Source organism: Streptomyces sp. Inha503, assembly GCF_047215865.1.
GTDB lineage: Bacteria > Actinomycetota > Actinomycetes > Streptomycetales > Streptomycetaceae > Streptomyces > Streptomyces lycopersici.
In genome coordinates, this window is record NZ_CP178360.1 from 8800115 (window position 1) to 8815530 (window position 15416).

At 72.8% G+C, this 15416-nt stretch carries 13 protein-coding genes; 6 read left to right on the plus strand and 7 right to left on the minus strand.

Annotation, left to right across the window (positions count from 1 at the left end):
- Window positions 1-1350: a DUF692 domain-containing protein gene (locus tag ACJX2R_RS37370; RefSeq protein ID WP_413103675.1), complete on the minus strand. Its 1350-nt coding sequence runs from the start codon at window positions 1348-1350 to the stop codon at window positions 1-3.
- 435 nt (window positions 1351-1785) lie between these two features.
- Between ACJX2R_RS37370 and ACJX2R_RS37375 the strand changes: the two genes are divergently transcribed.
- Window positions 1786-3765 (plus strand): transglycosylase domain-containing protein, encoded by a 1980-nt coding sequence (locus ACJX2R_RS37375; protein ID WP_413106031.1) that lies wholly within the window; start codon window positions 1786-1788, stop codon window positions 3763-3765.
- A gap of 36 nt (window positions 3766-3801) precedes the next feature.
- Here ACJX2R_RS37375 and ACJX2R_RS37380 read toward each other — a convergent pair whose 3' ends face one another.
- Window positions 3802-5091, minus strand: a complete 1290-nt coding sequence (locus tag ACJX2R_RS37380) for a hypothetical protein (RefSeq protein ID WP_413106032.1) — start codon at window positions 5089-5091, stop codon at window positions 3802-3804.
- A 110-nt stretch (window positions 5092-5201) separates the two neighbouring features.
- Entirely contained in the window at window positions 5202-6680 is a 1479-nt protein-coding gene (locus tag ACJX2R_RS37385) for a hypothetical protein (protein ID WP_413103676.1), read from the minus strand.
- A gap of 153 nt (window positions 6681-6833) precedes the next feature.
- Between ACJX2R_RS37385 and ACJX2R_RS37390 the strand changes: the two genes are divergently transcribed.
- On the plus strand, window positions 6834-8117 hold the full coding sequence (locus tag ACJX2R_RS37390) for a molybdopterin-dependent oxidoreductase (RefSeq protein WP_413103677.1): 1284 nt from the start codon (window positions 6834-6836) through the stop codon (window positions 8115-8117).
- Window positions 8118-8143: 26 nt separating this feature from the next.
- Complete coding sequence (locus ACJX2R_RS37395; RefSeq protein ID WP_413103678.1) at window positions 8144-8644, plus strand: hypothetical protein; 501 nt, start codon at window positions 8144-8146, stop codon at window positions 8642-8644.
- A gap of 103 nt (window positions 8645-8747) precedes the next feature.
- Here the strand turns inward: ACJX2R_RS37395 and ACJX2R_RS37400 are convergent, their stop codons facing one another.
- The 3 genes from ACJX2R_RS37400 to ACJX2R_RS37410 form a co-directional block, all read right to left on the minus strand.
- Entirely contained in the window at window positions 8748-9464 is a 717-nt protein-coding gene (locus ACJX2R_RS37400; RefSeq protein ID WP_413103679.1) for a methyltransferase domain-containing protein, read from the minus strand.
- A 53-nt stretch (window positions 9465-9517) separates the two neighbouring features.
- Entirely contained in the window at window positions 9518-10144 is a 627-nt protein-coding gene (locus ACJX2R_RS37405; protein ID WP_262699618.1) for a DUF2064 domain-containing protein, read from the minus strand.
- Between the two features lie 164 nt (window positions 10145-10308).
- A complete protein-coding gene (locus tag ACJX2R_RS37410; protein WP_413103680.1) occupies window positions 10309-11019 on the minus strand; it encodes a glycosyltransferase family 2 protein in 711 nt (236 codons plus the stop codon).
- A gap of 127 nt (window positions 11020-11146) precedes the next feature.
- On the opposite strand from ACJX2R_RS37410, the gene ACJX2R_RS37415 reads away from it, so the two are divergent.
- Window positions 11147-11947, plus strand: a complete 801-nt coding sequence (locus ACJX2R_RS37415) for a response regulator transcription factor (RefSeq protein ID WP_413103681.1) — start codon at window positions 11147-11149, stop codon at window positions 11945-11947.
- Window positions 11940-13055: a sensor histidine kinase gene (locus ACJX2R_RS37420; RefSeq protein WP_413103682.1), complete on the plus strand. Its 1116-nt coding sequence runs from the start codon at window positions 11940-11942 to the stop codon at window positions 13053-13055. Before ACJX2R_RS37415 ends, ACJX2R_RS37420 begins: the two co-directional genes overlap by 8 nt.
- Window positions 13056-13083: 28 nt before the next feature.
- On the opposite strand, the gene ACJX2R_RS37425 is transcribed toward ACJX2R_RS37420, so the two are convergent.
- Window positions 13084-14166, minus strand: coding sequence for an NAD-dependent epimerase/dehydratase family protein (locus ACJX2R_RS37425; protein ID WP_413103683.1), 1083 nt, complete (start codon window positions 14164-14166; stop codon window positions 13084-13086).
- Between the two features lie 286 nt (window positions 14167-14452).
- Between ACJX2R_RS37425 and ACJX2R_RS37430 the strand changes: the two genes are divergently transcribed.
- The gene (locus ACJX2R_RS37430; protein ID WP_413103684.1) at window positions 14453-15364 is read left to right on the plus strand and encodes a class I SAM-dependent methyltransferase; all 912 of its coding nucleotides are present in this window, start codon (window positions 14453-14455) and stop codon (window positions 15362-15364) included.
- Window positions 15365-15416: the final 52 nt, after the last annotated feature.

The following is a 15416-nucleotide window of genomic DNA, read 5'->3' on the forward strand; positions in this document are numbered from 1 at the left end:
TCACCGCCCCCCGCTCAGCGCGAGCCGGACCCGGCGGGCCAGCCGCGCCGCCGGGTGGGACGGCAGGGGCGCGGGCCCGGACCGCTCCTGCCACCACAGCGTCAGCCGACGCCTTGCGGCCGCGTCCTCAGGCCGGCCGTCCGCCAGCAGATGCTCGGCGAACGACATCGCGTCACGGCGGTAGCCGCCGGTCATCGGGCGGCCGTCGGCGTACCGCGCGAACGCCGGGCGGTAGCCGGTGCCCAGGATCTCGGGCAGCTCGGGGGCCACTTTGGCGATCACGGACGCCCGCTTGGCGGTCAGCGCCGCGCTCTGCACCCGCAGCCGCCGCCGGTCGAAGCCCTCCGGCGGCGGGGTGCCGCCGACCAGGGCGGACAGCAGCGCGGCCTGGGCGAGCGCCAGCCGCTCCCGGACGGCGTCCGGTACGGGCGCGTCGGGTGCGTCGGGTGTGGCGGACGCCCTCGTCAAAGCCTCGGCGGCCCCGCCCCCGCCCCCGCCCCCGCCCCCGGCTCCGGTTCCGCCCCCGGCCCCCGCCGCCGTCACCGCGCGGATCGCGTCCAGTTCGCCCGCGAGCTCCTCGGCCGCCGGGAAGTCCTCGTCCCGCTCCAGCAGCACCCCGGGCGGTGTCGTACGGGCGCACAACTCGGCGAGCACGTCGAGCACCGGCTGGGTCACCGGATGGGCGTGGCTGTCGTGCCACACCCCGTCCCGCTCCACCCCGCCCGCCACATGGACGTAGGCGATCGCCGACGTGGGCAGCTCGTCCAGCGCCTTGGCCGGGTCCTCGCCCCGGTTGACGTGGTTGGTGTGCAGATTGGCCACGTCGATGAGCAGCCGCACGCCCGTGCGCTCCACGAGCTCGGCCAGGAACTGGCCCTCGGTCATCTCCTCGCCGGGCCAGGAGATCAGTGCCGCGATGTTCTCCACCGCGAGCGGCACCGGCAGCGCGTCCTGCGCGATGCGCACGTTCTCGCACAGCACGTCCAGCGCGTCACGGGTTCGCGGCACCGGCAGCAGATGCCCGGCCTCGATGGCCGGTGACGCGGTCAGCGGCCCCCCGGCCCTGACGAACGCGATGTGCTCGGTGACCAGCGGCGAGCCCAGCGCCTCGGCCCGTTCGGCCAGCGCCCGGAGGCGGCCGGGGTCGGGCCGCTCGGCTCCCCCGAGGCCGAGCGACACCCCGTGCGGGACCACCGTGGTCCCGCGCTCGCGCAGCCGCCGGAGCGCGTCCGGCACATGGTCGGGGCAGATGTTCTCCGCCACCACCTCCACCCAGTCGATGCCGGGCAGCCGCGCGATGTCATCGGCGATCTCCGGTCGCCAGCCGATTCCGGTACCGAGGCGCACCATGGCTCCCCCTCCTCGTTCCGTACCGCGTCCCCCGCGGTGTGTTCTCGCGTGCCGGGGTCATGACCCCATACAGGGAGGACGAATCCCCCGGCCGCATGGTTCAGAGGTTCATTTGAGCTTCGGGGTGTCACGGAGGGGGCGCCCCCGGGGCATGTGCCGGACCCTCGGCCAGTGGCCGATCCGGGCGGTGCGAAAGGTCACCGGGTGGGTGGAGTCCCTGAATATGGTCACTGTTACAAAAATTTAGGGCCCTGTGGCGACAGATGTTCAGAAGGGAAAATAGGATCGGTCTGGTCTGGGGGGATGGAAGGTCACACCTTTGTGCCGCGCCCGCGCGCGGAGCGAGCGTGGGGGAAACACGTGCTGGGCAGCAGCGACAACGCCATGGGGAAGCACCGCAAGCACCGCCGTAAGCCGCCCTCGAGCAGCCGGGGGATGCGGCTGCGCCGCTGGGCGGCCGCGCGGATCCGGCTGGACTACCCCCGGGCGGGGCGGCGCGGTGTGACGCGATGGCTGCCGTCGTGGCGTCAGATAGCCCTGCTCTTCCTGTTCTGCCTCGGCAGTCTGACGGGTCTGCTGAGCTTTCTGTACCTTCAGACCGACATCCCGAAGAACCTCAACGACTTCGCCACCCAGCAGGACAACGTCTACTACTGGGCCGACGGCACCGAGATGGCCCGCACCGGCCCGGTCAACCGGCAGGAAGTGCCGCTGGACAAGGTGCCGGAAGACGTCCAGTGGGCGGTGCTCGCCGCCGAGAACGCCAGTTTCTACACCGACAGCGGAGTGTCCCCGAGCGGGCTGATGCGCGCGGTGACGCGAATGGTGACGGGCGGTGAGACGCAGGGCGGCTCCACCATCACCCAGCAGTATGTGAAGAACGCCTATCTGAATCAGCGCCAGACCTTCTCCCGCAAGCTCACCGAGATGTTCATGGCCATCAAGCTGGACGACCGGATGAGCAAGCGGGAGATCCTCGAGCGCTATCTGAACACCAGCTGGTTCGGACGCGGCAGTTACGGCATTCAGCGGGCGGCGTACGCGTACTACGGCAAGGACGTCTCGGAACTCAACGCGAGTGAGGGCGCGTTGCTCGCCTCGCTGCTCAAGGGCGCCGGGACCTTCGATCCGACGCTCAGCGCCAAGAACCACAAGCGGGCCGTCGACCGCTGGAAGTGGGTGCTGGACCGGATGGTGGACATCGGAAAGCTGTCCAAGTCCGAGCGGGCGCGCTATACGACGTTCCCCGAGCCCAAGGCACAGCCCAGGCCGGTGGGGCTCACCGGGCAGGTCGGCTATCTGGTGGAGACGGCCAAGGCGTATGTCAGCTCCCACACCGACATATCCGACGCCGATTTCGACCTGGGCGGCTATCAGATCCACACCACCTTCGAGAAGCCGAAGGTCCAGGCGCTCGAAAAGGCGGTCGAGGAGACCCGGGGCAATCTCGACCCCGGGGAGCGCCCCGAGGACCGCCATGTGCGAATAGGCGCCGCGTCGGTGGCCCCGGGAGGCGCCATACGCGCCCTGTACGGCGGCCCCGGCTATCTGGAGCAGGGATTCAACGACGCGAACGCCTCCACCGTCCCGGCCGGCACCTCCTTCACCCCCTTCGTCTACGCCGCGGCGCTGCGCGACGGCGTCCTGCTGGAACGCAACGGGGCGCGGACGCCCGTGACGCCCTCGACGCTCTACGACGGTGACAACAAGATCGCGGTGCATACGCCCGAGGGCCCGTACTGGGACCGCAGCGGCAAGATCGTGCGGGCCACCAATGACGACGACGCCTCCTATGGGCAGGTCTCGCTGCGCCAGGCGATCGTGCGGTCCATCAATACCCCGATGATCCAGCTGGGCATGGACGTCGGCCTGGACCGGGTCCGGCAGGCGTCCATCGACGCGGGGCTGCTGCCCAGCAGCTTCGGCGCGCGGGTGCCCGCGTTCTCGCTCGGCACCGCGACGCCCAGCTCGATCCGTATGGCCAGCGCCTACGGGACGTTCGCCGCCGAAGGCACGCACTACGCGCCGTACTCGGTGAGCGGGCTCACCCACGGCGGGCAGAAGCTCGAGCTGCGCGAGGACCGCGCCAAGCGGGCCTTCAGCGCGGCGGTCGCGGCGCAGGTGGACGACGCGCTGCGCGGCGCGGTCCAGAGCCCGGACGGTTCGGCGCGCGAGGCCGCCGTGGGCGGTGGCGAGGTGGCCGGTAAGGGTGGCACGGCGCAGGACGGCACCTCCGCCTGGTTCGTCGGGTACACCAAGAAGCTCTCGACGGCGGTCTCGCTGTCCCGGGTGGATCCGAAGTCGCAGGAGCTGATGCCGCTCAAGGGAATGGGCGGGGGAGGCGCCGACACTTCGGGCGACACCTATCCCATGGACATCTGGAAGAGCTATATGACGGACCGGGCGGCGGAATGAGCCGCACTGGCGGAAGGGGCCCCGCAACGGGACGGCTTACTTGGACTTGGTGTACGTGGACCAGTCCGGCGATTCCGCCGGGTCCAGCATCCGCAGCTTCGCCAGGACCTCCGGGTCCTGGGCATCCAGCCAGTCGGCGAGCTGCTTGAACGACACGCACCGCACTCCGTCGCGGCGGCAGACGCTCCTCATCACGTCCTCGATGGCCTGCATATAGATGCCGCCGTTCCAGGTCTCGAAGTGATTGCCGATGAAAAGCGGCGCCCGGCTTCCGTTGTAGACCCGCTCGAATCCGTTCAGATATCCCTGGCGGGTCAGCCGCTCCCACTCCGCGTATTTCGCCGGATCGCCCTCGGTGCTGTCACCGGACTGGTTGAAGAGGAAGTTGAAGTCCATCGAGAGGACCTGCTTCTCGCTCTCGGGATACGGCACCAGCTGAAGCGGGAAGTTCCATATGCCGTCGATCTTGGACGGCCAGAGCTGGAAGTCGCCCGGGGAGCTCGCGTCATAGCGCCAGCCGAGGGACTTGATCGCCGGAATCAGCGTCTTCTGGCCCTCCAGGCACGGCGCCCGCCCGCCCACCAGCTCCACGTCATAGTCGAACGGCAGCGGTTTGATGTCGGTGAAGCCGGTGTTCGTCTTCCACTGCTTCACAAACGAATATGCCTGCTCCGTTTCGCTCTTCCACTCCTCGGTGGACCAGTCCTCCCCGCCCTTGGCGCCGCAGAAATGGCCGTTGAAGTGGGAGCCGATCTCATTGCCGTCCAGCCAGGCCCCGCGCAGCTGCTCCAGGGTCTCCCTGATGTGCTCGTCGGTGGGGAAGGATATGGCGGCCGAGCCCGGCTTGTGCTGGGGCGGCCGGTAGAGGTCGCTCTTCGACTTGGGCAGCAGATACATGCCGCTCAGGAAGAACGTCATGGTGGCGTTGGTCTCCTTGGCCACCTCGCGGAAGCGGGAGAAGAGATGGTCGTCGTTCTCCAGCGCGCCGTCCCAGGAGAAGACCACGAACTGCGGCGGCTTCTCACCCGGTTTGAGCTTCTTGGGCTTGAGCTGGTGCGGCTGCGGTCCGGTGTAGGAGGTCGAGCCGTCCCCGAGCACCTTGTCCTTACCGTCCCAATGGGCGTACTTGTCTTCCTTCTTGGGCTCCTTGGGGACCCGGTCCGACTTGGGGGACGCCGCGGCGGCGGGGAGGTCCCCGTCCTGCGCGCCCCCCGCGTCCCCCGGCGAGGTGAGCGCTATCAGCAGCGCCACCACGACGGCCACGGCCGTCAGCGCGCCTATGGGCGCGGCCACGCCATAGGCGTTCTTCGCGCTTAAAGCCTTCAACGCTTTCACGATCTCCAGCGCCTTCACGGGTCCCGCCCCCTGGCAACAGTACAGATGTACGTCCCCCTCAGTATCACAGAAGTATCACGTGCCCTTCACATCAGTCATCCTCACCAACCGGTCAAAAGAAGGTGGTTGACGAGCAGTGAGAGGCAGGCCTGGACCAGGAGCCATCGGCGGCGATCACGAGCGGGCAGCAGCGCGGTGGTGGGCAGCAGCCAGACGAGGAAGGGAAGCCAGATCCGCTCCGTCTCGGCCTTGCTCATCCCGGATAGATCGGCCACGACGAGCGCGAGCAGCGCGGCGAAGGTCAGCACGACGAGCCCGTCCGGCACGCCACGACCGCCAGGATCGCCAAGACCCCCTTGACCGCCAGGACCCCCTTGGATGCCCGAACCGCCCTGACCGCCCGGTCTGCCCGGTCTGCCCGTGCGCAGCAGCCGGGCGGCGTCGGGCACCGCCGACAGCATCCGCCGCGCGCCCGCGACACAGGCGGGACCGGCGACCACCGACGCGACGGCCAGATTGGCCCAGACCCAGTACGCGTACGGGCGATCGGAGGCCACCCCCTGGTAGTAGCGCTCGACCAGCAGGGAGTACCCCTCCCACCACCGGAACCCGGCCAGTGTGAACGCCCCGGCCACCACCGCCACCCCGGTCAGGGCGAAGGGCAGCGGCCGCGCGGTGCGGGCCAGCAGCAGTACGGCGGCGGCGGGCAGCGCGAGCAGCGTCAGCCCGTACGAGAGATAGGCCGTCAGCCCCAGCAGCAGCCCCGAGCCCAGCGCGACCGCCCCGGGCGCCCGGACCGTACGCGTCGCCGCGAGCGCCAGCAGCGCGAGCCCCCAGGCCGCGACGGCCGCGAAGTAGCCGTCGGCCGAGGCGCCCACCCATACCGCCCCGGGCGCCAGGACCAGGAACGGGGCGGCCGTGCGCGCCGCTCGCTCCTGTCCCAGGGCGCGCAGCGTGACCAGGACCGCGACCGCCGCCGAGCCGCCCACGGTGACGCAGAAGGCCCCCGCCCAGCCACCGCCGCCCAGGCCCAGCCGGTCCAGGCCCACGAAGGTGAGCACGGCGCCCGGCGGGTGGCCCGCGATATGGGCGGGCCAGTGGTCGGGCTGAGTGAGCAGGATGTGCCCGGTGAAGCCGCGCAGGGCCGCGCCGACGTCCTGGAACCGGTCGATGCCGCGCAGATACTCGTGACGCGCCGTCAGCCGCTCCGCCACCCCGCGCCGCCATCCGTCGACCAGCGCCAGCGACCAGATCCAGGCCATGGCCGCCACCCAGACGGCCCCCAGCAGCCCCCGCCACGGCAGCCGCGCCGCGAGCCGGTGGCCGTGGAGGACGACCGCCGCGGCGACGGCCAGGGCGAGGGGCGTACCGGGGCCCACATGGGGCAGCCAGTCGGCGTAGAGCGGCGCCCAGTCGACGTACAGGGAGTGATCGGTCCGCTGGATCAGGGTGCCGACGACGGCGGCGACGGCGAAGAGCAGGGCGGCGGCAGCGGCGGCGAGCACATCACGGCGACGGCCGGTCCGCGTGTCGTCCCGGGTGGGCTGGATGTCGACGTCGTTGCGGAGAGGGAGCTTCACGACGTCACGCTACGTCGCCGAGCCCGCCGCCGGGCCGCCGCGCCGCGCGCTGTCACCGGACCGTCAGATCTTCCCGGCCAGGGCCCGTGACGTCACCGTTTCGTCATGGGCTCAAGGCCACTGGAGGCGGTGTGGCGGTCCTACGGTCATGCCATGAGCCACCCTCCCCGTACCGACCGTGATCGCCGCACCCTGTGGCGCAGCCCGCTGCGCGGCCCCTGGCTGACGTCCGTCTTCGGCCTGGTCCTGCTCGTCGGCATCCCCGTGCTCTTCGTGACCGGACTGCTGTCGTACGCCGCCTACAACCCCGATCTGTCCCCGGTCAACGACAAGACACCGGACAAGGGGCTGCTGGGCTTCTATCTCTTCTCCTGGCCGACCGACCCCTCCTGGCTCTACCGCGTCACCCAGGGGGTGCACGTCACGCTCGGGGTCGTGCTCGTCCCCGTGCTGCTGGCCAAGCTGTGGTCGGTCATCCCCAAGCTGTTCGCGTGGCCGCCGGTGCGGTCACTGGGGCACGCGCTGGAGCGGCTGTCACTGCTCCTGCTGGTCGGTGGTGGGGTTTTCGAGTTCGCGACCGGCGTGCTCAACGTGCAGCTGGACTACGTCTTCCCCGGCTCCTTCTACCCGCTGCACTTCTACGGGGCGTGGATCTTCATGGCTGCCCTCGTGGTCCATGTGGCGCTGCGGATCCCGCTCATGGTGCGGACGCTGCGGAGCCGCGGACTGCGGGCCGAGCTGCGCACCCGCACCTCCGACACCCGGCCGGAGCCGCCCGACGAGACCGGTCTGGTCAGCCCGCGGCCCGCCGCGCCGACCATGTCGCGGCGGGGCGCGCTCGCCATGGTCGGCACCGGCTCCTTCGCGCTGCTGGTGGTGACGGCCGGTCAGAGCGTCGGCGGCCCGCTGCGCGGCAGCGCGCTGCTCGCCCCGCACGGGCGCGAGCCGGGCCGGGGGCCGAACGGCTTCCAGATCAACAAGACCACCGTGGCCGTCGGCATCCGCGCCCGCGACATCGGGCCCGGCTGGCGGCTGGTGGTGCGGGGCGCGGTGGGCCACGAGACCGTCCTCACCCGGGAGCGGCTGCTGCGGCTTGAGCACCACGGCGCGGCGCTGCCCATCGCCTGTGTGGAGGGGTGGTCCACGGCCGACCAGCGGTGGGAGGGGGTACGGCTGGCCGACCTGGCCGCGCTGGTGGGGCATGCCGACCGGCCGCCGAGGGTCCTGGTGGAGTCGGTGCAGCGGCACGGCTCGTTCCGCAGCGTCGTGCTGAGCGAGCACCAGGTCCGCGACCCGCGCTCGCTGTTGGCCCTGAAGGTCAACGGCGCGGATCTGTCGCCGGACCACGGCTATCCGGCGCGGGTGATCGTGCCCGGGGCCCCTGGGGTGTACAACACCAAGTGGGTCGGGCGGCTGACGTTCGGGGGGACGGCGTGAGGTTTCCCGGACTTCGGGGGGACGGCGTGAGGTTTCTCCGGCGGAGCCGGGCTGGGCTGCGGCGGCTGGACGGGGAGTCGCCGCTGAGGCTGGTGCTGCTGCTGTGCTCCTTCGCACTGACCGGATACGCCGGGGTCAGGCTGCTGAACGGCGACTGGTTCGGGATCGCGCTGTGGTTCATCGGCGCCGCCGTCCTCCATGACCTGGTGCTGCTGCCGCTGTACGCGCTCGCCGACCGGGCCGTGGCGGCCGTCCTCCCGGCCCCGGCCCGGGGGATCGACCATGTGTGGATCAACCATGTGCGGGTGCCCGCCTTCCTCTCCGGACTGCTCATGCTGGTGTGGTTCCCGCTGATCCTCGGCCGGCAGGAGCTCCGCTACGAGCATGCGACCGGGCTGAGCGCCGACGTCTTCTGGCCGCGCTGGCTGCTGATCACCGCCGTACTCTTCGGCGCCTCGGCCCTGTGGCTGGTGGTCCGGGTGGCGATCCGGGGGTGGCGGCGCCGCCCGGGGGCTCGGGGCGCCTGATCGGGCGCCCGACCGGTCCGCCAGGCGAGGATCGGGCGCCCCGACCGGTCCACCGGGCGCCCCGGCCGGGCCGCGGCAGGCCGCGCGGCCACATGGGCACGGGTCAGCGCTCCGTGCCGGACCGGGGCAGCGGCGGCGTGTGGCGCAGCGATACGAAGCCTCGGTCCCGCGCGGTCCACTGCTCGACCGGGCACCAGCCCACCGCGTGTGCGTGGTGCAGCAGCGCCCGGGTGCCGACGCGGGCCCAGGGGAAGGCCGTTCCCACATCCCCCCGGCCGTCGTCCACGCGCACCCGCACTCGCTCGTCCACATCCGCCGTGGCGGCCTCCACGATCAGCAGCCCGTCGGGGGCCATGAGTTGGGCGACGCGCGCCAGCAGGGCGCGCGGGTCGCCGCCGATGCCGATGTTGCCGTCGATCAGCAGCGCCGTGCCCCAGCGCCCCTCGCCGGGCAGTGGTTCGAAGACCGAGCGGCACAGCGCGGGCCCGCCCGCGCGAGACGTACGGGCGACCGCAGCCTGGCTGACGTCGATGCCCAGGCAGGGGCGGCCGTGCAGGGCCAGCGCGGCCACCAGCCGGCCGGGTCCGCAGCCGATGTCGAGTATCGGGTCCTGGCAGCGCCGCAGTACGGTCCGGTCGGCCGCGTCGGCGTCCGCACACCAGCGTTCGACGTCCAGGGGCAGCATCCAGCCGTCGGCCCGGCGCAGGAACAGCGGCCCCCGGCCCGCGTGGAGCGCTCGGACATAGGGATCGGCGTGCCAGGGCGTGGCCGCGCGGCGAGCGGGCGTCCGCTCGCGCACCGCTCCGTCGCGCACGGACACGTCATGTACGGATCCTTCAAGCGCCGCTCCGTCGCGCACCGTCTCGGCCGTGCTCATCGGGCGGTGGTCCGGGACGACAGACGGGCGAGGGCTCGGGCGAACCGCCCGCCCGGGGCGTCGGACGCCACCAATACGGCGTCCTCGGCCGTGTCCACGTCGCGCAGCATCGGCAGGTCGCGCACCCGCAGCCCGGCGTCCGTCAGCCGACGCCGCTGGACGGCACCGGTGGTGGCGGTGGACATCGGCACGCCCCGCAGCAGTTCGGGGTCCGGTTCGGCCAGGCCCAGGGCCCAGAAGCCACCGTCGGCGGCCGGGCCGAACCAGGCGTCGCAGTCGTGCCGGCTCCCCGGGCTGAGCGCGGGGGCGAGGAGAGCGGGGGTGACCTGCGGGGTGTCCATGCCGATCAGCAGGGTGGCGCCCCGGCAGGCGGCGAAGGCCGCGGCGAGCCGTTCGTCCAGACCGCCGTCGCACTGCTCCACCACCTCGAATCCCGGCGGCAGCCACGGCCCGGGCCGGCCATCGAGCACCAGCACCCGGCGCCGGGCGGGCATGGCGAGCGCGGCGTGCAGCGTGTCGGCGAGGGACGCCTCGGCGAGCAAGGCGGCCTCGGCGCGGGTGTACGGAGGAGTGAGCCTGGTCTTCACCCGCCCGGGCACCGGCTCCTTGGCGATGATGAGCAGCGTCGCCCCGTCCCCGTGGGCCGCCCGGGAGCCGGTGCCCGGTCGGACGTCCGCACCGGCGGCCGGCCGCCGGTCGGCGCTGTCTGGGCCGGAGTCGGGGCGGTCGGGGCGGTCCGGAGCCGAGGGGGTCTCCGCCGCGTGGGCACCCTCGTGTGGCGCGGGGCTCACCGCGCGGCCCTCGTGGGGGTGGCCAGGTCGTGGGCCTCCGGTGGCCGGCGCAGCACGGCGCGCATATCGCGCACCGTGTGCCAGGTGCCCCGCCAGGTGCCGGTGACCTTCGACTTCCCGGTGCGCGGCCGGTACGGCACCTCGCGCTCCTCGATCCGCCATCCGGCGTCGGCGGCCCGTACGACCATCTGGAGCGGGTAGCCGCTGCGGCGGTCGGTGAGACCGAGGGCGAGCAGCGGTTCGCGCCGGGCGGCCCGCAGCGGCCCCAGGTCGCCCAGCGTGAGGCCGGTGCGCCGGCGCAGCATGCGGGTCAGCGCGAGGTTGCCGAGCCGGGCGTGCGGCGGCCAGGCCCCCCGCTCCTGGGGGCGTCGCCGGCCCAGCACGAGGTCGGCGCCGCCCGCCGCCACGGTCCGCACGAAGGCGGTCAGCAGCCCGGGGTCGAGCGAGGCGTCGCAGTCGCAGAAGCACACGATGTCGGCCTCGGCGGCGAGGAGCCCGGTGTGGCAGGCGGCGCCGAAGCCACGGCGGGGTTCGTGGACGACGGTGGCGCCGTGGGCACGGGCGATGGTGGCCGAGCCGTCCGTGGAGCCGTTGTCGACGACGATGGCGCGCCAGCCGTCGGGGATGCGGGCCAGCACCCAGGGCAGGGCGGCGGCCTCGTCCAGACACGGCAGGACGACGTCCGCACAGGGGGTGGTCGAGTTCATCACCCACACCACACTACGAAGGAGAAAGCGACATTTCGGGCTTCAGGTTCTTACGAAACACGGACGTCGGCCGGTCAGCGGGCTCCCCGGCGCCCCTGGCGCGGCACGGGGTGTCACGCTGTGGGGCATGCAGCAGAACCCCTCTCCCACCCGCGTGCTCGTCGTCGACGACGACCCGACCGTGGCCGAGGTCGTCGCCGGGTACCTCGGCCGGGCCGGCTTCGCCGTGGACCGGGCCGCCGACGGCCCCGGGGCGCTCGCCCGCGCCGCCGCCCGCCGGCCGGACCTGGTCGTCCTCGACCTGATGCTGCCCGGTATGGACGGGCTCGAGGTGTGCCGGGCGCTGCGGGACAAGGGCCCGGTGCCGGTCATCATGCTCACCGCGCGCGGCGACGAGGAGGACCGGATCCTCGGCCTGGAGATCGGCGCGGACGACTACGTCACCAAGCCGTTCAGCCCCCGGGAGCTGGTGCTGCGCGTGGAGTCGGTGCTGCGCCGCGGCCGGACCGGTCCGCGGGCCCCCGGCTCGTCCGGCCCCGTCCCGGGCCCCGGCCCGAGCCCCGACCCCGGCGAGGTGACGCACCGGGCCGGGATCACCCTCGACCCCCTCGCCCGGCGCGCCACCCGGGACGGCCGGGAACTCGCCCTGACGGTGCGCGAGTTCGACCTGCTGGCCTTTCTGCTGCGCCACCCCGGAGTGGCCTTCACCCGCGAGGAGCTGATGCGCGAGGTGTGGGGCTGGGACTTCGGCGATCTGTCCACCGTCACCGTCCATGTGCGGCGGCTGCGCGGAAAGGTCGAGGACGATCCCGCCGCGCCCCGGCTCATCCAGACCGTATGGGGCATCGGCTACCGCTTCGACGTCCCGCCCGAGGGGCGCGCGGGCCAGGAGCAGGCCGAGGGACGGGGGCCGGGCTCCGATGCGTGATGTGCTCCTCATGGCGGTGTTCGCCTTCCTCGGCGCGGCGGCGGCCGGACTGCTGGGCGCGCTGGCGCTGCGGCTGGTGCGCGGCCGTTCGGTCGCGGTGTCCCTCGCCGTCGTCGCCGCCGTCGCGGTCACCGCGATGCTCACCGGGACGCTGGCGGTCGCCTGGGCGATGTTCCTGTCCCCGCACGACCTGACGGTGGTCACGACCGTCTGTGCGATGGCCGCCGTGGTGTCCCTGGCCACCGCGCTGCTGCTGGGCCGCTGGGTGGTGGCGCGCAGCAAAGCGCTGGCCCTCGCCGCCCGCTCCTTCGGGGACGGCGGGAGCTTCGCCGCCCCCGACGGCCAGGCCACCGCCGAACTCGCCGCGCTCGGCCGTGAACTGGCCGCCACCAGCGCCAAGCTGGCCGCCTCCCGCGAGCGTGAGCGCGCCCTGGAGTCCTCCCGCCGGGAGCTGGTCGCCTGGATCTCCCACGATCTGCGCACCCCGCTGGCGGGGCTGCGCGCGATGTCCGAGGCGCTGGAGGACGGGGTGGCTCCGGACCCGGACCGCTACCTACGCCGGATACGTACCGAGGTGGAGCGGCTGAACACGATGGTCGGCGACCTCTTCGAGCTCTCCCGCATCCACGCCGGGGCACTCTCCCTCGCCCCCACCCGGATCTCCGTCTACGACCTGGTCGGCGACGCCCTCGCCGGGGTCGATCCGCTCGCCCGTGAGCTGGGCGTCCAGCTGATCGGCGACCGCGTGGACCCCATCCCGGTGGAGGTCGACGGCAAGGAGATGACCCGTGTGCTCGGGAACCTCCTCGTCAACGCGGTCCGCCGCACCCCCGCGGACGGCACGGTCGCGGTGTCCGCCCAGCGCGAGGCGGACACGGTCGTGCTGTCGGTCACCGACGGCTGCGGCGGAATCCCGGAGGAGGACCTGCCGCGCGTCTTCGACACCGGCTGGCGCGGCAGCGACGCCCGCACACCCCCGGCGGGCGCCGGTCTGGGCCTGGCCATCGTCCGCGGCATCGTCGAGGCCCACGACGGTCAGGCCGCGGTCCGCAACGTCGACGGCGGCTGCCGCTTCGAGGTCCGCCTCCCCGCCGCCGTCACGTCCTGAGCGACCCCGCTCCCCTCGCGCCCCTCCCTCACACCCCCGCTCGTTGCGGGGCGTGGGCGAATTCGGCCATGCCCTCGTGGAACGAGACCGCCGGGCGCCAGCCCAGCTGGTCGCGGATCCGGCGGGACGACGCGGTGATGTGCCGGACGTCGCCCAGCCGGTAGCCGCCCGTCACCACGGGCGCCGGGCCGCCGAACGCCGTGGCCAGGGCCGTGGCCATCTCGCCCACCGTGTGGGGGTCGTCGCTGCCGGTGTTGTACGCGGTCAGCGCGGCCGGGGCCACCACCTCCGGCGCCGCCTCCAGGGCGGCGACGTTGGCGGCGGCCACATCACGGACATGGATGAAGTCCCGGCGCTGGCCCCCGTCCTCGAAGACCGTGGGCGCCTCGCCGCGCGCCAGGGCCGAGCGGAAGAAGGAGGCGACGCCCGCATAGGGGGTGTCGCGCGGCATCCCGGGACCGTACACATTGTGGTACCGCAGCGACACCGCGCGGCCGCCCACCGACCGGGCCCAGGCCGCCGCCAGGTGTTCCTGGGCCAGCTTCGTCGTCGCGTACACATTGCGGGGATCGGCCGGCGCGTCCTCCCCCACCAGGCCGGGCCGCAGCGGGGTGCCGCACTCGGGGCAGCGGGGGTCGAAGCGGCCCGCGGCGAGATCCGCCTCGGCGCGCGGGCCGGGACGGACCCGGCCGTGGCGGGGGCAGTCGTAGCGCCCCTCGCCGTAGACGACCATCGACCCGGCCAGGACCAGTTCGCGCACCCCGTGCTCGGCCATCGCCGCCAGCAGTACCGCCGTGCCCAGGTCATTGCAGCCCACATAGGCCGGGGCGTCCGCGAAGTCCTTGCCGAGGCCGACCATCGCCGCCTGGTGGCATACGGCGTCCACTCCGCGCAGCGCCGCGAGGACCGCCTCCCGGTCCCGCACATCGGCGTGGATCCACTCCCCGTCCACGGACGGCGGAGCCGGATGGGTGGCCGTCGGACGGGTGGCCGTCGGATGAGCGGCGGGCAGCAGGGCGTCGAGGACGACCGGCTCATGGCCGTGCTCGACGAGGGCGGTGACGATGTGCGAGCCGATGAAGCCCGCACCTCCGGTGACCAGTACGCGCATGGGGGCGACGCTAGGCCCGAGCGGGCGCCTGGGCCCGTCCCCGCGCCGTTCCGTCACCGCTCCGTAAGACCTTCCGGAGGAGGCGTGGTCACAGGATGGTCACAAGGGGGACCGCCCCGCGTTGCCTTTCACTGCGACCGTGGCGCCCACTCGCGTCCCCCGGGACTCCGTCCCCGAGGCCTGTCCTCCTGGGGCTCCCGGACACGTGCAAACGGACACGTTCAACTGGACACGTTCAACCGGACACGTCTCTCAAGACCGCCGCCATCGACGAACAGAGAGCCACATGACGGTCACCACCGCCCCCGCGGCCCAGCGTCCCCGCTGCCTCAATGACGTCAAGGGATGGTTCCCCAGCCTTGACCAAGTGCTGTTCGACCGCTTTCTGAGCCGCCAGGAGCGCCTCGGCCAGCGCGGGGACCTGATGGAGATGGGTGCGTACATGGGCAAGAGCGCCATCTTCACCGCCGGCTATCTGCGGGCGAACGAGCGGTTCACGATCTGTGACCTCTTCGACGCCGAGGCGCCGGACGAGAAGAACGCGGCGGAGGCGCGCAAGTCGTACTCCACCCTGACCCGCACCGCCTTCGAGCAGAACTACCTGGCCTTCTGGGACGAGCTGCCGAACGTCATCCAGGGCCCCACCTCGGTCGTGCCCGACCACGTCGGCGCGAACACCTGCCGCTTCGTCCACGTGGACGCCTCGCATCTGTACGAGCACGTGGCGGGCGACATCGACACCGCGCACGACACGCTGGTGCCCGACGGTCTCGTCGTCCTCGACGACTTCCGCTCCGAGCACACCCCGGGCGTGGCCGCCGCGACCTGGGAGGCGGTGTTCACCCGCGGCCTGCGGCCCATCTGCCTGTCCACCCAGAAGCTGTACGGCACCTGGGGCGACCCGGAGCCGATCCAGGACGAGATGCTCGCGGACGAGGAGTGGCGCAAGGGGATGCACACCAGCGTGCAGGAGATCGCGGGCCGCAGGGTGCTGCGGTTCTCGGGGAAGCCCGCGAACCCGACCCCGCCCACCTCCCGTTTCGCCCATGAGCCGCGCGACCCGGCTCCCGAGCCGCGCTCCGCGTCCACCGCACCGGCGTCCGGTCCCGCGGCGCGCCGCCCCACCGCGGTCCGGCGGTTCGCCGCCGATGTGCTCCCGCCGGTCGTCACCCGGGCGATCCGCCGCCGCAGGGGATAGCGCAACGGACAGCTCCCCGGGCGCGGAGGGGAGCCCGGGGGCCGTCCGTCCC

Bases quoted from the DNA above. Each gene is read 5' to 3' on its own strand.
- ACJX2R_RS37370 (WP_413103675.1), bottom strand. From the start codon at position 1,350: ATGGTGCGCCTCGGTACCGGAATCGGCTGGCGACCGGAGATCGCCGAT.
- ACJX2R_RS37375 (WP_413106031.1), top strand. From the start codon at position 1,786: ATGCGGCTGCGCCGCTGGGCGGCCGCGCGGATCCGGCTGGACTACCCC.
- ACJX2R_RS37390 (WP_413103677.1), top strand. From the start codon at position 6,834: ATGAGCCACCCTCCCCGTACCGACCGTGATCGCCGCACCCTGTGGCGC.
- ACJX2R_RS37410 (WP_413103680.1), bottom strand. From the start codon at position 11,019: ATGAACTCGACCACCCCCTGTGCGGACGTCGTCCTGCCGTGTCTGGAC.
- ACJX2R_RS37415 (WP_413103681.1), top strand. From the start codon at position 11,147: ATGCAGCAGAACCCCTCTCCCACCCGCGTGCTCGTCGTCGACGACGAC.
- ACJX2R_RS37420 (WP_413103682.1), top strand. From the start codon at position 11,940: ATGCGTGATGTGCTCCTCATGGCGGTGTTCGCCTTCCTCGGCGCGGCG.
- ACJX2R_RS37425 (WP_413103683.1), bottom strand. From the start codon at position 14,166: ATGCGCGTACTGGTCACCGGAGGTGCGGGCTTCATCGGCTCGCACATC.
- ACJX2R_RS37430 (WP_413103684.1), top strand. From the start codon at position 14,453: ATGACGGTCACCACCGCCCCCGCGGCCCAGCGTCCCCGCTGCCTCAAT.